This window comes from Stenotrophomonas sp. GL_111 (assembly GCF_057835245.1).
Map to the genome: position 1 here is coordinate 2,795,555 of NZ_CM174421.1, position 15,741 is coordinate 2,811,295.

16 protein-coding genes are annotated in these 15,741 nt (G+C 61.9%); 7 read left to right on the forward strand and 9 right to left on the reverse strand.

The window, feature by feature from the left end; all coding sequences use genetic code 11:
* Window positions 1–62 precede the first annotated feature (62 nt).
* Window positions 63–548 (forward strand): RNA polymerase sigma factor, encoded by a 486-nt coding sequence (locus AC3IPM_RS12475; protein WP_489300192.1) that lies wholly within the window; start codon window positions 63–65, stop codon window positions 546–548.
* Window positions 535–1,107 carry a hypothetical protein gene (locus AC3IPM_RS12480; protein WP_489300193.1) on the forward strand — a complete coding sequence of 191 codons (573 nt, stop codon included), beginning with the start codon at window positions 535–537 and terminating at the stop codon, window positions 1,105–1,107. Before AC3IPM_RS12475 ends, AC3IPM_RS12480 begins: the two co-directional genes overlap by 14 nt.
* Window positions 1,108–1,616: 509 nt before the next feature.
* Here the strand turns inward: AC3IPM_RS12480 and AC3IPM_RS12485 are convergent.
* The 7 genes from AC3IPM_RS12485 to arsH form a co-directional block, all read right to left on the reverse strand.
* Window positions 1,617–1,829 (reverse strand): KTSC domain-containing protein, encoded by a 213-nt coding sequence (locus AC3IPM_RS12485; protein WP_489300194.1) that lies wholly within the window; start codon window positions 1,827–1,829, stop codon window positions 1,617–1,619.
* Window positions 1,830–1,832: 3 nt separating this feature from the next.
* On the reverse strand, window positions 1,833–3,371 hold the full coding sequence (locus AC3IPM_RS12490) for an ATP-binding protein (RefSeq protein WP_489300196.1): 1,539 nt from the start codon (window positions 3,369–3,371) through the stop codon (window positions 1,833–1,835).
* Between the two features lie 248 nt (window positions 3,372–3,619).
* Complete coding sequence (locus AC3IPM_RS12495) at window positions 3,620–4,792, reverse strand: SIR2 family NAD-dependent protein deacylase (RefSeq protein WP_489300197.1); 1,173 nt, start codon at window positions 4,790–4,792, stop codon at window positions 3,620–3,622.
* A gap of 599 nt (window positions 4,793–5,391) precedes the next feature.
* Window positions 5,392–6,333, reverse strand: coding sequence for a hypothetical protein (locus AC3IPM_RS12500; RefSeq protein ID WP_489300198.1), 942 nt, complete (start codon window positions 6,331–6,333; stop codon window positions 5,392–5,394).
* Window positions 6,334–6,502: 169 nt separating this feature from the next.
* Window positions 6,503–6,844: a hypothetical protein gene (locus tag AC3IPM_RS12505; RefSeq protein WP_489300199.1), complete on the reverse strand. Its 342-nt coding sequence runs from the start codon at window positions 6,842–6,844 to the stop codon at window positions 6,503–6,505.
* A gap of 70 nt (window positions 6,845–6,914) precedes the next feature.
* The gene (gene arsC, locus AC3IPM_RS12510; RefSeq protein WP_489300200.1) at window positions 6,915–7,340 is read right to left on the reverse strand and encodes an arsenate reductase (glutaredoxin); all 426 of its coding nucleotides are present in this window, start codon (window positions 7,338–7,340) and stop codon (window positions 6,915–6,917) included.
* Complete coding sequence (arsH, locus tag AC3IPM_RS12515; protein WP_489300201.1) at window positions 7,337–8,077, reverse strand: arsenical resistance protein ArsH; 741 nt, start codon at window positions 8,075–8,077, stop codon at window positions 7,337–7,339. Before arsH ends, arsC begins: the two co-directional genes overlap by 4 nt.
* Window positions 8,078–8,116: 39 nt before the next feature.
* Here arsH and AC3IPM_RS12520 point away from each other — a divergent pair, with 39 nt between their 5' ends.
* The 5 genes from AC3IPM_RS12520 to AC3IPM_RS12540 all read left to right on the forward strand — a co-directional run bounded on the left by AC3IPM_RS12520 (window position 8,117) and on the right by AC3IPM_RS12540 (window position 12,133).
* Complete coding sequence (locus tag AC3IPM_RS12520) at window positions 8,117–8,431, forward strand: ArsR/SmtB family transcription factor (RefSeq protein WP_489304131.1); 315 nt, start codon at window positions 8,117–8,119, stop codon at window positions 8,429–8,431.
* A gap of 8 nt (window positions 8,432–8,439) precedes the next feature.
* On the forward strand, window positions 8,440–9,483 hold the full coding sequence (gene arsB, locus AC3IPM_RS12525; protein ID WP_489304133.1) for an ACR3 family arsenite efflux transporter: 1,044 nt from the start codon (window positions 8,440–8,442) through the stop codon (window positions 9,481–9,483).
* Window positions 9,484–9,762: 279 nt separating this feature from the next.
* On the forward strand, window positions 9,763–10,905 hold the full coding sequence (locus AC3IPM_RS12530; protein WP_489300202.1) for a nuclear transport factor 2 family protein: 1,143 nt from the start codon (window positions 9,763–9,765) through the stop codon (window positions 10,903–10,905).
* A 152-nt stretch (window positions 10,906–11,057) separates the two neighbouring features.
* Window positions 11,058–11,327 carry a hypothetical protein gene (locus AC3IPM_RS12535; RefSeq protein ID WP_489300203.1) on the forward strand — a complete coding sequence of 90 codons (270 nt, stop codon included), beginning with the start codon at window positions 11,058–11,060 and terminating at the stop codon, window positions 11,325–11,327.
* A 125-nt stretch (window positions 11,328–11,452) separates the two neighbouring features.
* Complete coding sequence (locus AC3IPM_RS12540) at window positions 11,453–12,133, forward strand: hypothetical protein (RefSeq protein WP_489300204.1); 681 nt, start codon at window positions 11,453–11,455, stop codon at window positions 12,131–12,133.
* Between the two features lie 66 nt (window positions 12,134–12,199).
* On the opposite strand, the gene cydC is transcribed toward AC3IPM_RS12540, so the two are convergent.
* Window positions 12,200–13,870, reverse strand: coding sequence for a thiol reductant ABC exporter subunit CydC (gene cydC / locus AC3IPM_RS12545; protein ID WP_489300205.1), 1,671 nt, complete (start codon window positions 13,868–13,870; stop codon window positions 12,200–12,202).
* Entirely contained in the window at window positions 13,867–15,597 is a 1,731-nt protein-coding gene (gene cydD, locus AC3IPM_RS12550) for a thiol reductant ABC exporter subunit CydD (RefSeq protein ID WP_489300206.1), read from the reverse strand. The genes cydC and cydD overlap by 4 nt, the downstream gene beginning before the upstream one ends.
* Between the last annotated feature and the right edge of the window lie 144 nt (window positions 15,598–15,741).

Consider the following 15,741-nt stretch of genomic DNA (forward strand, 5'->3'; position numbering starts at 1 on the left):
CGTGTAAGAAATCGCCGCCTTGAAACGACTGTGGGCATGTACCCAGTGGAGACACCGCTCTGATGCACCCGTTGTGGTCCGACGTCCAACGCCACCTGCCACGCGTATGGCGGGCGATTCGCGCCTACGAGCGCGACCCCGGTGCGCAGGAGGACCTGGTGCAGGAAGTGCTGCTCGCCGTGTGGCAAGGCCTGCCACGACTGCGCGACCCGGCCCGGCTTCCGGCCTACATGCTTCGCATCGCCCACAACCTCGGCGCCAGCCACGTGCGCCAAGCCGTGCGCACCCCGGACCGTTCACCGCTGGACCAGGAGGCGATGGAATCCATTGCCGATGCCTCCGCCGACCCTGGCGAAGCCGACACGCACTGGCTGCTCGATACCCTGCGCTTGATTCCGCTGCCCCAACGCCAGGTACTCCTGCTGCAGCTGGAGGGCTTCGATTACAGGGAGATCGCCGAGATGCTTGGCATCAGTACGGACAACGTTGGCGTACGGGCGCACCGGGCCCGCAAAGCACTACAGGAGATCCACGATGGACATCAATGACGACGCCCTCCGCGCGCTATGGCAACGTCAACAACCCCCGTCAGGCCTTGCCGATGCGATGGCCCGGAGGATCCAGCGGCACCGCCGCGTCGAGGCGCTGCGCCGCGCCATCGAAGTCGCACTGACCGTCGCTGGCATCGCCCTGCTCACCTGGCCCGTGGCCGGCGGCGGGTTGTCCCCAGACCAATGGCTGCTGATCCCGTTCTTCTCGGTATTCCTCGTCGCCAGCTGGACCCTTCTGCTGCGACAGCAGGCCGACCAGCGCGTGGCCGCCCACGAGCCGGTGTCGGTCTACGCCTCCATCCGGAAGCTGCAACTGCGCAACAGACTGCGGCACCTGAAGCTGGCCAGCGTGTCAGCGCTCGCGTTGGGCGGCTACGCCCTGGTCAGCGTGATCGCCTGCTATCTGGTCGGCACGGCCGAATGGCAGCATGCCGCGCTTCGCCTCGCCGCGTGGTCCATCGCCTGGATGGCCGGGACCGGGTGGCGGGTCAAGAGACAACGCGCGGTGATACAGCAGGAATACCGTCGCATCGCACGGCTGGGGGCAAACGACTAACCCGGTGTAGGCAGTGATGGTCAAGGAGGCACTTGGCGCGGGGCACATGACCGTCGTAGCTGACCGGGGCTGCTGCTGATCGCCTTGGCACCTCTGCGCCGGGGGTTGTGTGGGGTCAACAGCTTGAGCAGTCTATTGGCGCATGTCCGCTTTCGGCCAATAGCGGACACGCTATGAGGCTGGCACCCGTCTGCGACAATCTGGGCGAATCAGTCCGGGCAAAACTTGGGCAGACAGAAGAAGCACCAAGTGCACGTCCAAAGCCTCCCGACGCTCGTCAATGGTCAAACTTCGTCCTCCGACAGCATGATGCTCACGATTTTCCCTGGGCGCCTCACGCCATCATGTGTTGCGTTTCCCCCACCCCAGCTGCCAGTGCGCCCGTAATACAGCAGAGGCCGCCTGTCAGATCTCGCGTACAGCCCCCGAATGCATTTACCTCCAACTGCTAATCATAGAACGCGGAAGCAGTGTTCTCAAACAGCCTTGCGCTTACTTGGGTCGAGCGACTATTGGGGACTACAGGCGTAAACCCCTCGAATCTCCGCATTGAAAAAGATACCCACGGACGGCGCCTCCATTAGTCGCTCGTACATGAAGGCGGGTACATTGTAGTACTCATAAACTGCACCGCTCTTTGTAAACTCCACTTCAAGGGTCTCGGAATCAGCACTGTAGCCAATTGAAGTTATGCTGGACGAACTGACGACTTGGCGTTCCATTGACTAATCTCCCTCCCAATGTGGATTCTGTGACCGCCAAGATGCGGCCATCACCGAATAGTCTTCAGCACCCCTGTCTCGCCCCCAACTCTGTGCGACCTTTGGATCCTCGCTGGACGGTCGCTTCCCCTCGGCAGGCAAGGTAATGCGGCAACGCACCGGTAGTTTTGCGGCTTCGCCAGTGATCACAGCTTCGCCGGTGCGGAGCACTGGGAGACTATCTACGATGCCGCTCAAGCTATCCGGGAGCGCGGATTGAACTTTGCTCCTATCTGAGGAGTTCGTTAGCCTAAGCGAGAAGAAGGTTCCGCATTGGGAGAGGATTGTGTCGTCGATCTCCGCGGGCCGCTGGCTGACGATCATCGCACCAATGCCGAACTTGCGCCCTTCCTTGACAATGCGTTGCACTGCGCTGCGTGCGATGCCGGAGTCGTCTTTACCCAGATAGCGATGCGCCTCTTCCATGACGACCAGCAATGGGCGCTGACGCCCACCCTCTGCGCGTTCTCGCCCCCAGAACAACGCCTCATATGTGATGTTGAGGATTCCGCCGATTAGACGCATCAAGATGGCACTCGGAACACCTGAAAGGTCTAGAACCGTAATTGGTCGATCATGACCTAGCCAAGTCTCAAGGAGCTCGGGAAGATCACTTTGAGGCTTGCCCGTTAAGTCGGGTTCCCAGGGCCCCGGGTGAAGCATAAAGTCGAGTTGCTTATCTAGTAGTCGCGACCGAAGCTGATCAAGTTGGCGCCGAATTGAAAGCACATTGGTCTTATTGGCAAACGGAGCCGCACCACCTAGGCTTGGGAGTGGGTACTCGGGTGGCTTTAGGGTCTGGGCGTCGCCAGGCTTGGTCTGCGCGGACGTCTTCTGAGTGTTCTCGTTCCATGTCTTAATCTCTGGGTCAACTAAATCCAGCCAAAGAGACTTTAAGCTGTACGGCAGCGGACTATCAGACGTGAGAGATTCTATCTCGACCCCTGGATAGTCATTTGATTTGGCAGTCGTTGACTTCATTGCCAGTATTCTGTCGTTGATTGCCGTTAGTGCTTTTTCCTCTGTTTTCCCCAAAAGGTAACTTAGTAGGTCACCTAGATCCAACGCCCAGTACGGAACATAGAGAGGTGACTCTTCATTCTGGGGATTAACGCGAAAAACCTTGGCTACCTCTCCGAGCGCAGCTCCGTATTCGCCGTGGATGTCTATCAAAAGGACGCGGGCACTGGGGAAATCTGGCCCGTCTCCCTGCCCGACCGACAATGAGCGCAACAAGCTCGTCACTGTGGTCGACTTCCCTGCGCCGGTTGAGCCCAGAACAGCTGAATGGCGGGTTACAAGTTTATCAAGATCCACTCTTACGGGGATGCTCTCTGCGCCAGAGAGTCGACCGATTGTGACTTGCCCGGATTCGGCAGTTCCATATATTCGAGCTAGATCCTCCTCCACAACAAGGTGGACTTGGTCATTAATCGCAGGATACTGGCTCACACCGCGTTCAAATGTTGTCTCGACGACCTCGCCAACCAACTGAACTTTCATCCAGCGATCGCCTCTGGCGCCAGTGTCGATTAGCGTTTCGGGAGTGGCGGTTGCGCCAACATCTGAGATGATCCCATAGAGGTCGTGATAGCCTTGCGGGATTCTTACGAAGCTCCCCACTTGACCCACTCGGTAGCTCCTGCCTCCAATTATCGCTATCCCTGATGCGACGCCCTCGTACATCCGGACACTGATGCTTGCACCTGCAACTGCGCCAACGTGACCTAGAAGAGTTGGGGCCATGGTCGTCATCCGTCTTTGCCGGAGGTCGGGAGAATTTGCGCAGGAGTCTCGGCAGCAAATGCTTGGGTTGACTTTGACGCGGCCAAGAATCGTGATAGCGATTCGATCGCGCCCAGTGTGAATTCAGGAGCGGCGTTAGTCGTAGGCGGCTTCCAGTACGAGGCGCGAATCGGGCCCCAGTCTTTGCTGGGAAGTTCCCCGGGCACTCGCCATGGCCCCCCAATTCCGTTTATTACCGCAGCATCCCGGGCATACAAGCTGAAGTTTGGCAGCCGCATGGCGAGTTCCTGGGCACACACTTCATCGTCTAGCAATTTGTATTGGAACGCGAACACGCTTGCGGACGGATTAGCTGCAAGCCCTTCATCAATCCGGGCGGAAATATGGGCGTCTGCGAAGGAGAAGCCTGCGGCAATAAGTAGCGTGTCGGGTGTTGCTAGGAATGCGCGCAATCGATCCAATAGGGCTGCATAGGGCGCCTTCTGGGTCTGTTCGTATTTGAGATGCTCCGGGAAGACTAGGTGCTTTGAGCTGCTTTTTCCGGTTCTGACCACTTCCCCCTTTGCGTTGGAATCCCAGCCCAATGACCCGTGCAGCTTCCAGAGCCTTGTCCAACGCGCAGGTAGGTCGTTACTTGAGACAGTGACTGGATCAAAGAAGGGATCCCTGCCGCCGGTGAAACCGTCGAAATACGGCGCGCGAACTCGCTCCAGCGCTTCTTCCATCAATAGATCGTAGTTCGTGGTGAAGATCTCCACTGGATGGTCGCGAGATGCACCTACTATCCATGTGACGATCTCCGAGTACGCCGAGCCATTGCTAGGCAGGTTCGCATCTACAATGCCTGCAATTTCTGCGCAGATTTTCTCCCCAAGCGTCGTATAGCCGGGTCCGTCCAAGCCATGGATCTTCGCCGACCCAATGACCTTTGCTAGTGACCGAATGCGCGAGAGAAGCGACTCAATATCCTCTTTGGGTGCCAACTCCTTCTTCAACTCCCCAAATTGCTTTCCGTATTCCTCATCAAGCGCATCTAGCACCTGGGAAGTTAGGCCAACAACTGCGGGGATCAAGGGGTAGGTTCCGTCTTCCTTCCTCATTCCGGCTGATGCGCCCGCGCCGAGAAGAAAGCCAATTCTCTTGCGCCCACCGGAGATGATTGTCCGGAGGGAAGTCATGTACTGATCGGGGTTGTGGATGGTCTCACTTGCCACGGCTCTGCCCTTAGTTAGAATGCCGAGCTTCTTGTTCGGCGGGACGCGCTACGTTGCTTCCATCAGTGTCTCTTATTCGTTCTTGCAGTAACAGTTGCTCCTCTACCACTCCCCGAAGCGGTGCAAATGTCAGGACGCTCCCGCCCAGCTCGATCCCCTGACCGTCTGGCTCGCCGTCGAGAGGCAGCTATTTGCCCCTAAGAGACGGTTGGTGCTTCCGATCGCGTTCCTATGCGGCAAATTCGCTGGTAACGTCTGCGCCGGGGAAAAATGCCTTTCGGGGAGTGTGACCAAGGTCTCGACTGTTGAGTATCGGATTAATCTGACCAACTGCCAGGAAAGTCCCGACATCGATCCATTGTCTCCTCCTCATCGATAGCCTACCTCTGAGGAGGTCTGTGGTGTGCCTGATACTGGGACAAGGATGGTCGAATGGGGCTGAATCGCCCAGGATGCATTAGACAGACACCCCCTCTCTGCGTGTCCACTATCGGCCAACAGCGGACACGCTTTGAGGCTGGCGCCCGTCTGCGTAAATCTGAGCGATTCAGTGGGGTGCTGGATCAGTCGCAGAGCGTCGTAAAAGATGTCATTTCTGCGTACGAACCGTGGAAGTTCGTCTGAAACAACTGCCGCGCCTCCTCATCCAGACGCTGCAATTCCATTGGACTAACGATCTTCGCCCCGAACTGCACCGCATCGTAGCCGTATGTCTGCGACAGCGCGTTGTCCGCACTGCCGAGCTGAATGAGCCTTGAGATTTGATACGCCATCCGGCTGTCAGTTGGAAGCAACGATTCCACGGAATGGTTCGAGGAAAGAGCCGCGGCGGTCGCGCGCACTACTGGCCAACTTCCGTTTGATATCCCACTGTCAATGAGCCGCCTGCTGTTCTCGACGTACAAGCGTGCGACGCGCTGATACTCTGGCGAACCAGCCGACGGCATCGGCCAAGTTCTCACCACGAAGCAGGACGCAGCAATCTCATCACCCACCAAAGCGTTCTCGAGAGCAGTTAGGTAGAGCTGCTCGTACGCGATATCGAGAGAGACATTCTTCTCCCAATCGGCGCACTCCTGTCGCCGATCTTCCAACATGGCCAATCTATCGAGATACCTGGCTCTCGTGTCCGGATCAAGCTGCATGATCTTTTCAGGACGCGACTGAAGCGAGTCCGGATCAACCTTCGAATTCTCAACAAAGGTCTCGAATTGCCTTCTCGCCTGACACTGCCGAAGGTACTTGTAAGCTTCCGAATGTGAAGAGCGGGATGCGATAGGAATGCCATCAAGTGGCAGCGCTTGACCATCGACCGCAGACATCAGTTGCTTGAAGTCAGATGAGCTTGCGGCGCCGTCGCTTGCCCGTGACTCAGAGGCAGTGCCATTACTTCGCTTCCCTTCCCCGCTGCCGCCGACGTCAGGAACAGCGCTGGCGGTTATGCCTCCCGCTACTAGACCTAAAGACAGACCGAACAACGCAATCATCTTCTTCTTGGATAGCACGCTCCCTCCAAAATGTGAGCTCCGTCTCTTTTTTGTCGACGCGCGTCTACAGGCCAGACCGACGGTGTAGAGGGTACTAAGTGCCGAACGTCTCATGTGCTAAGAAACAAAGCAGTTAGACCGCCAGATGCCGATTGAGTAGACGCAACTAGGCACGAAAACTGGAAAATCAGCGCAGGAGGAACTGCTCGTCCTTCGCAGCGTTCTGAAGCATCTCCATCAGCGTGTCCATACCGTCTCCAGAGAGACGTATCGCGGCACTCCAACCTATGGGAATTTCCGGAACGGGAGCATCTCCCATCCGGAGCGATATCTCATCGATGACTACCTGGACCGACGCAACCTGGCCCATGTCCACGCGGTGCACCAAGGGATGCTTCACAGTGACATTGTGTTTGAAAACCTGGGTGATGCGCATCCCCACAGGAATCACCTTCTCAGCGACGTTTGTGACGAGAAAGCGCTGTTCCTTGAAGTCGCGAAGCTGGAGAAAACAGTTACTCACTGTCATTCAATTTCCCCAACTGGTGATGAGATTCGATGTTTTCACCCGCCTACCGGAGCCGCATCATCAAGTCTGATCAGACTACTGGCGGTCTATTGCCCTGCTCATCAATGACGACCTCGCCGTCCTCCTTGACGAAGGGAGCCGCAACTGACGGAAGGATGGTCAAGACGACTTCTGACGGGCGGGCAAGCCTCACGCCCAGGTCGGTTTCCACGAACGGCCTGTTGATCAGGATGGGGTGCGCCAGCATGGCATCAAGCCGCTGATCATCGGTCAGCGCTGGATCGTCCAGACCGAGCTCAGCGTAGGGTGTGCCCTTCTGGCGAATCGCTTCGCTCACCGTCAATCCAGCCCTCTCAATCATGTCCAGCAGGCGTGCCTTGGTGGGGGTGTCGGTCAGGTAGTCGACGATCACCGGATCGATTCCCGCATGCCTGATCAGAGCCAGCACGTTCCTGGAGGTGCCGCAGTTGGGGTTGTGGTAGATCGTCGCCTTCATGATGTGGCTCCTGCGGCCGCTGGACGCGTGGTAGCGCCGGACGCCATCGCCAAGGCGGTGGCCTCAGCGTCGCCCTTGCGCTCGCTGTAGCGGTCAACCAGGTAGTCACTGCGATCGCGGACCAGCAGCGTGAACTTCACCAGTTCCTCCATGACATCAACGACCCGGTCGTAGTACGCCGAAGGCTTCATCCGCCCTTGCTCGTCGAACTCCTTCCAAGCCTTGGGCACCGACGATTGGTTCGGGATGGTGATCATGCGCATCCAGCGCCCGAGCACGCGCAACGCGTTCACCACATTGAAGGACTGCGAGCCCCCGCTGACCTGCATCACCGCGAGCGTGCGGCCCTGGGTGGGGCGCATGCCGGCGTCCTCCAGCGGCAGCCAGTCGATCTGGTTCTTCAGCACGGCGGTCAACGTCCCGTGCCGTTCCGGGCTGACCCACACCTGCCCTTCAGACCACATGGAAGCCTCGCGCAGTTCGCGGACCTTGGGATGATCAACAGGCACGGCGTCCAGCATCGGCAGGTCATGCGGGTCGAACAGCCGCGTCTCCGCACCGAAGTGCTCCAGTAAACGCTGTGCCTCCACCGCGAGCTTGCGGCTGAAGGATTGCGGCCGCAACGAGCCATACAGGATAAGGATGCGCGGCCGGTGTGCGGCCGGGTTGGCCACGTCCAGGTCCGCATGCGAAGGCAATTGGAGGGAGCCGGCGTGAATATTGGGGAGGTCGAGCATGGCGTTGTTTCCTTCTATCGTTTCGACTATTCTAGAATTATGGAACATAACACTGCAACGCGGGCGCTCGCCGCACTCGGCCATGCAACACGGCTTTCCATCTACCGACTGCTCGTCCAGGCAGGTCACGGCGGCAAGCTGGCTGGCGAGATCGCCCAGGCGCTGGAACTACCCGGTGCCACGCTGTCCTTCCATCTGAAGGAGCTGGCGGCAGCTGACCTGGTCACTGCCGAGCAGCGCGGCCGCACCATCTGCTACCGCGCCAACTTTGACGCCATGAATGGCCTGGTCGGCTACCTGACAGAGAACTGCTGTGCGGGCGACCCGTCCTGCGACACACCAGGGCGTTGTTGATGAACGACATGACGGTGGCGCCGCCTGCGCGCCTGTCCTTCCTGGATCGCTTCCTGACCCTCTGGATCTTCGTGGCCATGGCGGTTGGTGTAGCGCTTGGCGTCGCCTTTCCAGGCCTTCAGCGCCAAGTGGATGCGCTCAGCATAGGCACCACGAATGTGCCGATCGCGTTGGGCCTGATCCTGATGATGTTTCCCCCACTCGCCAAGGTGGACTACGCGCAGCTGGGCGTGGTGTTCAAGGACAAGCGCGTGTTGGTGCTGTCGCTGGTCCAGAACTGGGTGGTCGGGCCCTTCCTCATGTTCGCCCTGGCGATGATCTTCCTGCGTGACCAGCCAGGTTATATGACGGGCCTTATCCTGATCGGTCTGGCCCGCTGCATCGCGATGGTTCTGGTCTGGAACCAACTGGCAAAAGGTGACAACCAATACGTCGCCGGGCTGGTCGCATTCAACTCCATCTTCCAGATCGCGTTGTTCAGCGTGTACGCCTGGTTCTTCCTCTCCGTGTTGCCTACGGCCCTGGGACTACAGGGCGTGGTGCTCAACGTCGGATTCTGGCCGGTAGCCGAAGCGGTTCTGGTCTACCTCGGCATCCCCTTTGCTGCCGGATACCTGGTGCGCCGATTGCTGACCAGGTCGAAGGGAACTGATTGGTATGAGCAGCGATTTCTTCCTGCAATTGGACCGGTAACCCTCGTCGCACTGCTTTTTACCATCGTGGTGATGTTCGCGATGAAGGGCGCCGATGTGGTCAGGCTCCCGTTGGACGTTCTGCGAATCGCTGTCCCGCTGGCGATCTACTTCCTGGTCCAGTTCACCGTCAGCTTCTTCATGGGCAAGCTGATCGCCAAGGATTACCCCCGCACGACCGCCATCGCGTTCACCGCTGCGGGCAACAATTTCGAGTTGGCCATCGCCGTTGCCGTGGCAGCCTTCGGCATCAGCTCGCCTGTCGCGTTCGCAGCGGTTATTGGCCCACTGATCGAAGTGCCGGTCTTGATCCTCCTGGTAAACGTCGCGCTACGCCTGAAGCAACGCTATTTCGCGTAAGGACGCGAAGAAAGGCGGACATGCAGCCTTGCTGGCCCTGTTCACGCCGGCAAGTGGAACGAGCGACTCCCGCTGCATGCCAGCGCATCCAGTCGCACCTGGTCACCATCTCCTAAAAAACGTTCCAGCACTCCACGAATACGTCTCAGGAGATTGATTAACAAGGAAATCCACCAGACTTCGGGACACACACCCAACGGAGCCCCCTGCATGTCAGCAACGCGTTCCAAGCCGGCAACGGCCGCCGTCATATCGCTGCCAGCCCGCCTCATCAGAGGGGTGGCAGTCGCCTGCTTCGCGCTGCTGTTCGGCCAATCTGCCCATGCCGATCCGGCTACGGAAGGACGTGCGGTCTCCGCGGTGATCCAGGACTATCTGGACGGCAGTTCCTACAACCGGAGCGACCAGCTCAGGCGCGCCTTCCATCCCGATGCGCGCCTGTACCTGAGCCAGGGAACGGATGGCATGCGCGAGGTGGGCATCGCCGAGTACGCCGGGTGGTTCGGCAAGAACCCGGGGCAGTTCAATGGCCGTATGGGTCGCCTGCTCGGCGTCGAGGTCGATGGCACTATCGCCACCGCCAAGGCGGAGATTCTGATCGGCAAGGACCAGGCGCGCTTCGTCGATCTGTTCCTGCTCAAGAAGCTGGAGGGGCAATGGCAGATCATCAGCAAAACCGCCACCCGCGAGTCGGCACCTGCGCATGGCCGCCAGGTGCTGCTGGTGGTGTCGAATGTGGACACCATGCCCGGCACCCAGCTCAGCGCCGGCAACAGCTTCTCCGAACTGATCCACGCCTATGCCGGCTTCCGTGAGGCGGGCTATGGCGTGCAGTTCGTCAGCCCCGAAGGCGGCGCCGTACCGCTGGCCTATATCGACACCCGCAATGCCGAGCACAAGGCCAGGATCTACGACGGCGACTTCATGTGGGCGCTGGCCAACACGCGCCGGCCCGACGAGGTGAATCCCTCCGACTACGCCGCGCTGATGTACATCGGTGGCAGCGCCGCGATGTACGGCGTTGCCGAACACGCGGGCCTGCAGTCACTGGCGGTGCGCATCTACGAGCGGCCCGACGGCATCGTCTCGGCGGTGTGCCACGGCAGCGCCGGGCTGGTGAACCTGACCTTGTCCGATGGCGCCGCGCTGGTGGCCGGCAAGCGTGTCACCGGCTATCCCGACGCCTACGAGGACATGCAGGCGCCCTACTACAAGACCTTCCCGTTCTCGATCGAACAACGTCTGCGCGAAGGCAAGGGCCGCTTCAGTCACGGTGCCCGCGGCACCTCGCATGTGGAGGTCGACGGCCGGTTGATTACCGGCATGAACTGGGAATCCACCCGCGGCGTGGTGGCTGCGATCATCCAGCGCTTGGACGCCGAAAGCAGTGCGGCAGGCAATGGTGCGAACGCTGGCGGCTGAGTCGCTGGATCCTCACCGGAGGGCCTGATTCTGTGATGGCCGGCATCATCTTCACGCTCTCTCTACCTTCTCCAACTCCAGCTGAAAGCCCTTCATGACTACGGCGAAAAGGCCGCTATAGTCCGGGTTCCCCAGACAAAGGAGGGAGTGCAATGTTACTGACCAAACAACATATGACCATCGCGCGTACGCTTGCTGTGGCGATCGTCGCCACCGTGGGTTTGAGCTCCTGCGCCACCTATAAAGACGAATTTGCAACGATCAACTCACGCCTCGATCAACTCGACGTGAAGGTGCAGGGTGCAGCCCAGAGCGCCGAGTCCGCCAACCAGTCCGCACAGCAGGCCAACCAGCGTCTGGATCAGATCGAAGGCCGCGTCCAGCAGCTCGAACAGGCACCCCGCCGCAAGCCGCGCGGTTGATTGCCCGGTAGCCGGTGGCCGTCTCGGCCACCGGCTGCTTTGATCACAACACCTTCACTTCAGGGAGCTACCCCATCCAAACGCACCCATCCCCTGCACTCCGGGCCGCCGGTGCCGCGCTGGCAATGGTGCTTGCGCTCACGAGTATCAGCGTGGCCAGCGCAAAGGATGACGTCGCCCAGCCGGTAGCCGCCGTCGATGAGCTGCCACAGGGCCAGGAAGTGTCCGACACCGTGATTGAACTGGCCGGCTGGGTGGTCGCAAGCAAGGACAGCCAAGGCTATCCGTTCGCGATCATGGACAAGGCCGCTGCACAGATACTGGTATTCGGCGGCGATGGCCGGCTTCGCGGCGCGGCGCCGGCGCTGTTTGGCTCAGCGATCGGCGATCATTCGGCCCCCGGCGTTGCCGGTCTCGCGCTTCACGCGATTCCGGGCCGCGATCGCACCACCCCCGCCGGTCGCTTCGTGGGCGGCTACGGCCCGTCCATCGACGCGGGGCGCGTGCTGTGGGTGGACTACGAGACCGCCGTTTCCATCCACCCCACCCCGCCTGGCACCCCGGCCGAGAAGCGCGCCGAACGGCTTGCATCGGCTACGCCGGACGACAACCGCGTCACCCACGGTTGCATCAACGTTTCATCCGATTTCTACGAGCAGATCATCCACGCCACGTTCGAGCGCGGCGGGGTGTTCTACGTGTTGCCGGACAAAGCATCGATAGCAGAGACCTTCCCGGAGTTCGCGAAGAGTCGCGCGGCTACGCAGCACGACGATGAAAAAGACGCACGTCCCGCCCGCAAGTAAAGGGCCTGCCAGCGCAGCGGATGACGCTGCGCGTGGCCCGGCTTTCCATGCCGACGATCGCATCCGCTACTGCAACCGCCCATCACGCAACCGATAGCTGCGATGCACGATGCCGTCCGGCAGTTCGTCATGGGTAATCATCAGCAAACTGCGTTCACCCAGCGCGGCCACCATGTCCTGCAGCAGCGCATGGGCGGTGTCCACATCCAGGCCTTCGGTGGGCTCGTCCAATACCAGCAGCGGCGCGTTGCGCAGCAGCGCGCGCGCCAGCGCCAGTCGGCGCGCCTGGCCAGCCGACATGGTCGCGCCATTCTCGCCCACCCACGCTGACAACCCGCCGATCTGCTCGGCCCAGCCCTGCAGCCGTACGTCGGCCAATACCTGCCACAACTGCGCATCGCTGGCCGCCGGATCGCCCAGGCGCAGGTTGTCAGCCACGGTGCCCGCAAATACCGGTGCATGCTGCGGCAGCCACGCGATCTGCCGATGCCACTGTGCCTGCGCGATGTCACGCAGGTCGACACCGCCGTAGCGCACCGCCCCCGATTCGGGGTCCCACAGGCGCAGCAGCAAGGACGACAGCGTGGTCTTGCCACTGCCGCTGTCGCCACGGATCGCGATGCGCTCGCCCGGCTGCAGCTGCAGATCCACACCATCGAGCAGCGCACGCGCCTGGCCCGGCCAACGGAAGGTCACCGCCTCGAACGACAGCGTGGCTGCCGTGTCCGGCACCGCCAGCGGTGCCGATGCTTCAACTACGCCCGGGGCTTGGTCAACGATGGCTTCCAGCCGCACCGCCGCCACCCGTCCGGACAACCACGACTGCCAGGCCAGCCCGATCGCCGCCCACAGTTCCAGCAGCGCCACGGTCAGGAACACCAGCGCGGCAGCCAGCGCGGCATCGATTGCACCGCGTTGGAAGCCGTGCAACGCCAGCCACAGCATCGCTACCAAACCCACCGCCGCGCACAGGCCATGCACGGTATTGCCGCCAATCAAGCGCCAGCGGCGGCGACGGTCGCGCGATTTCAGCTGTTTGGCTGCCACCAGCACGCGCTGGTTCCAGTGTTCGCGCGCCTGCAATGCGGTAAGGTCAGCCGCGCCTTCCAATCCTTCGAAGGACTGCGTGCGCAGCTGCGCGCGATGCAGCGCGCGGTCGCGTTCCTGCTCACCGGCACCGCGCACGGTCAGCCACGGCACACCCACACCGATCACCACCGCGAGCAGCGCCAACAGCACCGCGGCCGGCGGGTAGATGATCGCGGCCGACAGCACGCCCACCAGCGACACGCCGCCCAGCGCCAGCAGCGGGCCGATCGCGCGGACCAGCAGGCCATCGACCTCGCCGATGTCGGACATCAGCCGCGCCAGCAGTTCACCGGTGCGTACCCCGGCCAACCGCGCCGGGGCCAGCGGCAATGCGCGGCGGAAGAACCACACGCGCAGATCGCGGGCGATGCGCAGGGTGACGTCGTGGCCGACGAGCTTTTCGAAATAGCGCGAGACGATCCGCGCCATGGTCAGCCCACGGATGCCGGCCGAGGGCGAGAAGAAGTTGAAGCCGCTGCCCAGCCCGGCCGCACCGGCCAGCGCGGCGGCGGTCAGGAAACCACCGGACAAGCCCAGCAATGCGGTGCCGGCCAGCATCGTGGTCCACAGCAGCAGCACGGTGAGCAGCAGGCGGCCGCGATGGCGGCGGAATACCTGTTTGAGCGAATCGGTACGCGCGACGCTCATGCCGACACCGCCGTATCCTGCGCCGCACCGGACGCGCTCAGCACCAGTTGCGTATCCGCCCAGCGCATCGCCACCTCGCTGTGGGTGGCGATCACCACGCTGCGCCCGCGCGCAAAGGCGCCCAGCGTGCGCAGCAGGTCGGCTTCGGTGTCCGGGTCGAGGAAGGCGGTGGGCTCATCCAGCAGCAGCAGCTGCGGGTCGCGCAGCAGCAGTCGCGCCAGCCCGATGCGACGCGCTTCACCGCCGGACAAACCAAAACCGCGCTCACCAATCACCGTGTCCAGCCCCTGCGGCAGCGCCGCGGCGAAACGCATCACCTGTGCGGCTTCGGCCACCGCGCGCAGGCGTGCATCGCTGGCACCGGGATCGGCCAGGCGCAGGTTGTCGGCGATGCTGCCATGGAACAGATACGGCCGTTGCCCGGCATAGCCCACTTCCAGCCCCGGACGCAGCACGATGCTGCCCGACTGCGCCGGCAGCCAACCGGCCAGTGCTTCGAGCAAGGTGCTTTTGCCACTGCCACTTGGGCCAATCAAGGCCAGCCGCTGGCCCTGCTCGATCTGGAACGACAGCTGCCGCACCACATCGTGGCGGGCACCGAGGGGACGCAGGCTCAGCGCCCGTACCACCACCGGCGGCGCGTGCTGTTCCAGCAGCTCCGGCACGCGTGCCGTCACCGCTGCTGCATCGCCCGCATCGTCGGCCGCCGGCAGCTCGCCGAGCAGGCGCTCCACTTCGGCGGCGGCGGCCAGTGCGTTGGCGCGGTCGTGGTAGTGGGCGGCCAGGCGACGCAGCGGCGCGTAGAACTCCGGTGCCAGCAGCAGGCAGAACATGCCCACGCCCAGCGTCGGCACCTGCGCATGCAATGACATCAAGCCCAGATAGCTCAGGCCGAAGTACAGCGCGACCATCGCTACGCTGACCGAGGCGAAGAATTCCAGCACGGTGGAGGACAGGAAGGCGATACGCAGTACTTTCAGGGTGCGCTCGCGCACGCCTTCGGCCGCCGCGGCAACGCCTTCCAGCTCGGCCTCGCCCCGCCCGTACAGGCGCAGCAGGCCCAGGCCCTTGATGCGATCGGCGAAATGCCCGCTCATCCGCGCCAACTCCCCGAGCTGGGCACGGCCGGCGGCTTCGGCGCCCCAGCCGACCAGCATCATGAAGAACGGCACCAGCGGCGCGGTGAACACCAGAATCAGCGCCACCACCCAGTCCGTCCAGGCCACCGCCAGCGCGATCAGCAGCGGCACCACCACCACTTCGATGCGGACCGGCTGATAGCCAGAGTAATAATTCTCAATCGCATCGGCGTGGGCCAGCATCAGTTCGCCCAGCTCACCGGTGCGTTGTTGGCGCAGCCACAACGGGCCCCGCCCCAGCAGGCGCCGGTACACCCGCTCACGCAGCGCCAGCCGTGCGGCATCGGCCACATCGCCTGCCGCAGCCTGGGTCGCACTGCCCAGCAATGCGCGGATGGCCAGCACCGCCAACAGACCCAGCAGCACGCCGGTGGCCTCGCCTAGCGGCCGGTGTTCGACCAGCACCGCCTGGATCAACCAGGCGATCGCGGCGGCCTGGCCGATCAGCAATGCGCCGGACAGGCAGATGCACACGGCCGCCCAGCGCTGCCGGCCGCGCGCGGCCAGGCCCAGCCCGCCCAGCCACTGCAGGCGTCGGCGGCGCAGCGCGGTGGTCTCAATGGCGGTGGCATCTGGGGGTATGCTCAAGGGGACTCACTGGCGGACATGGGGATTTCCGTCGATTGTAGAGGGTGCAGGTGGGGCTCTCCTGCGGCACGCGGTCGCAGGCCGCCTCGGATTGCATACGATTCCTTCGCGAGACCGTTCGTACATTGATCTGAATCAAGGCTA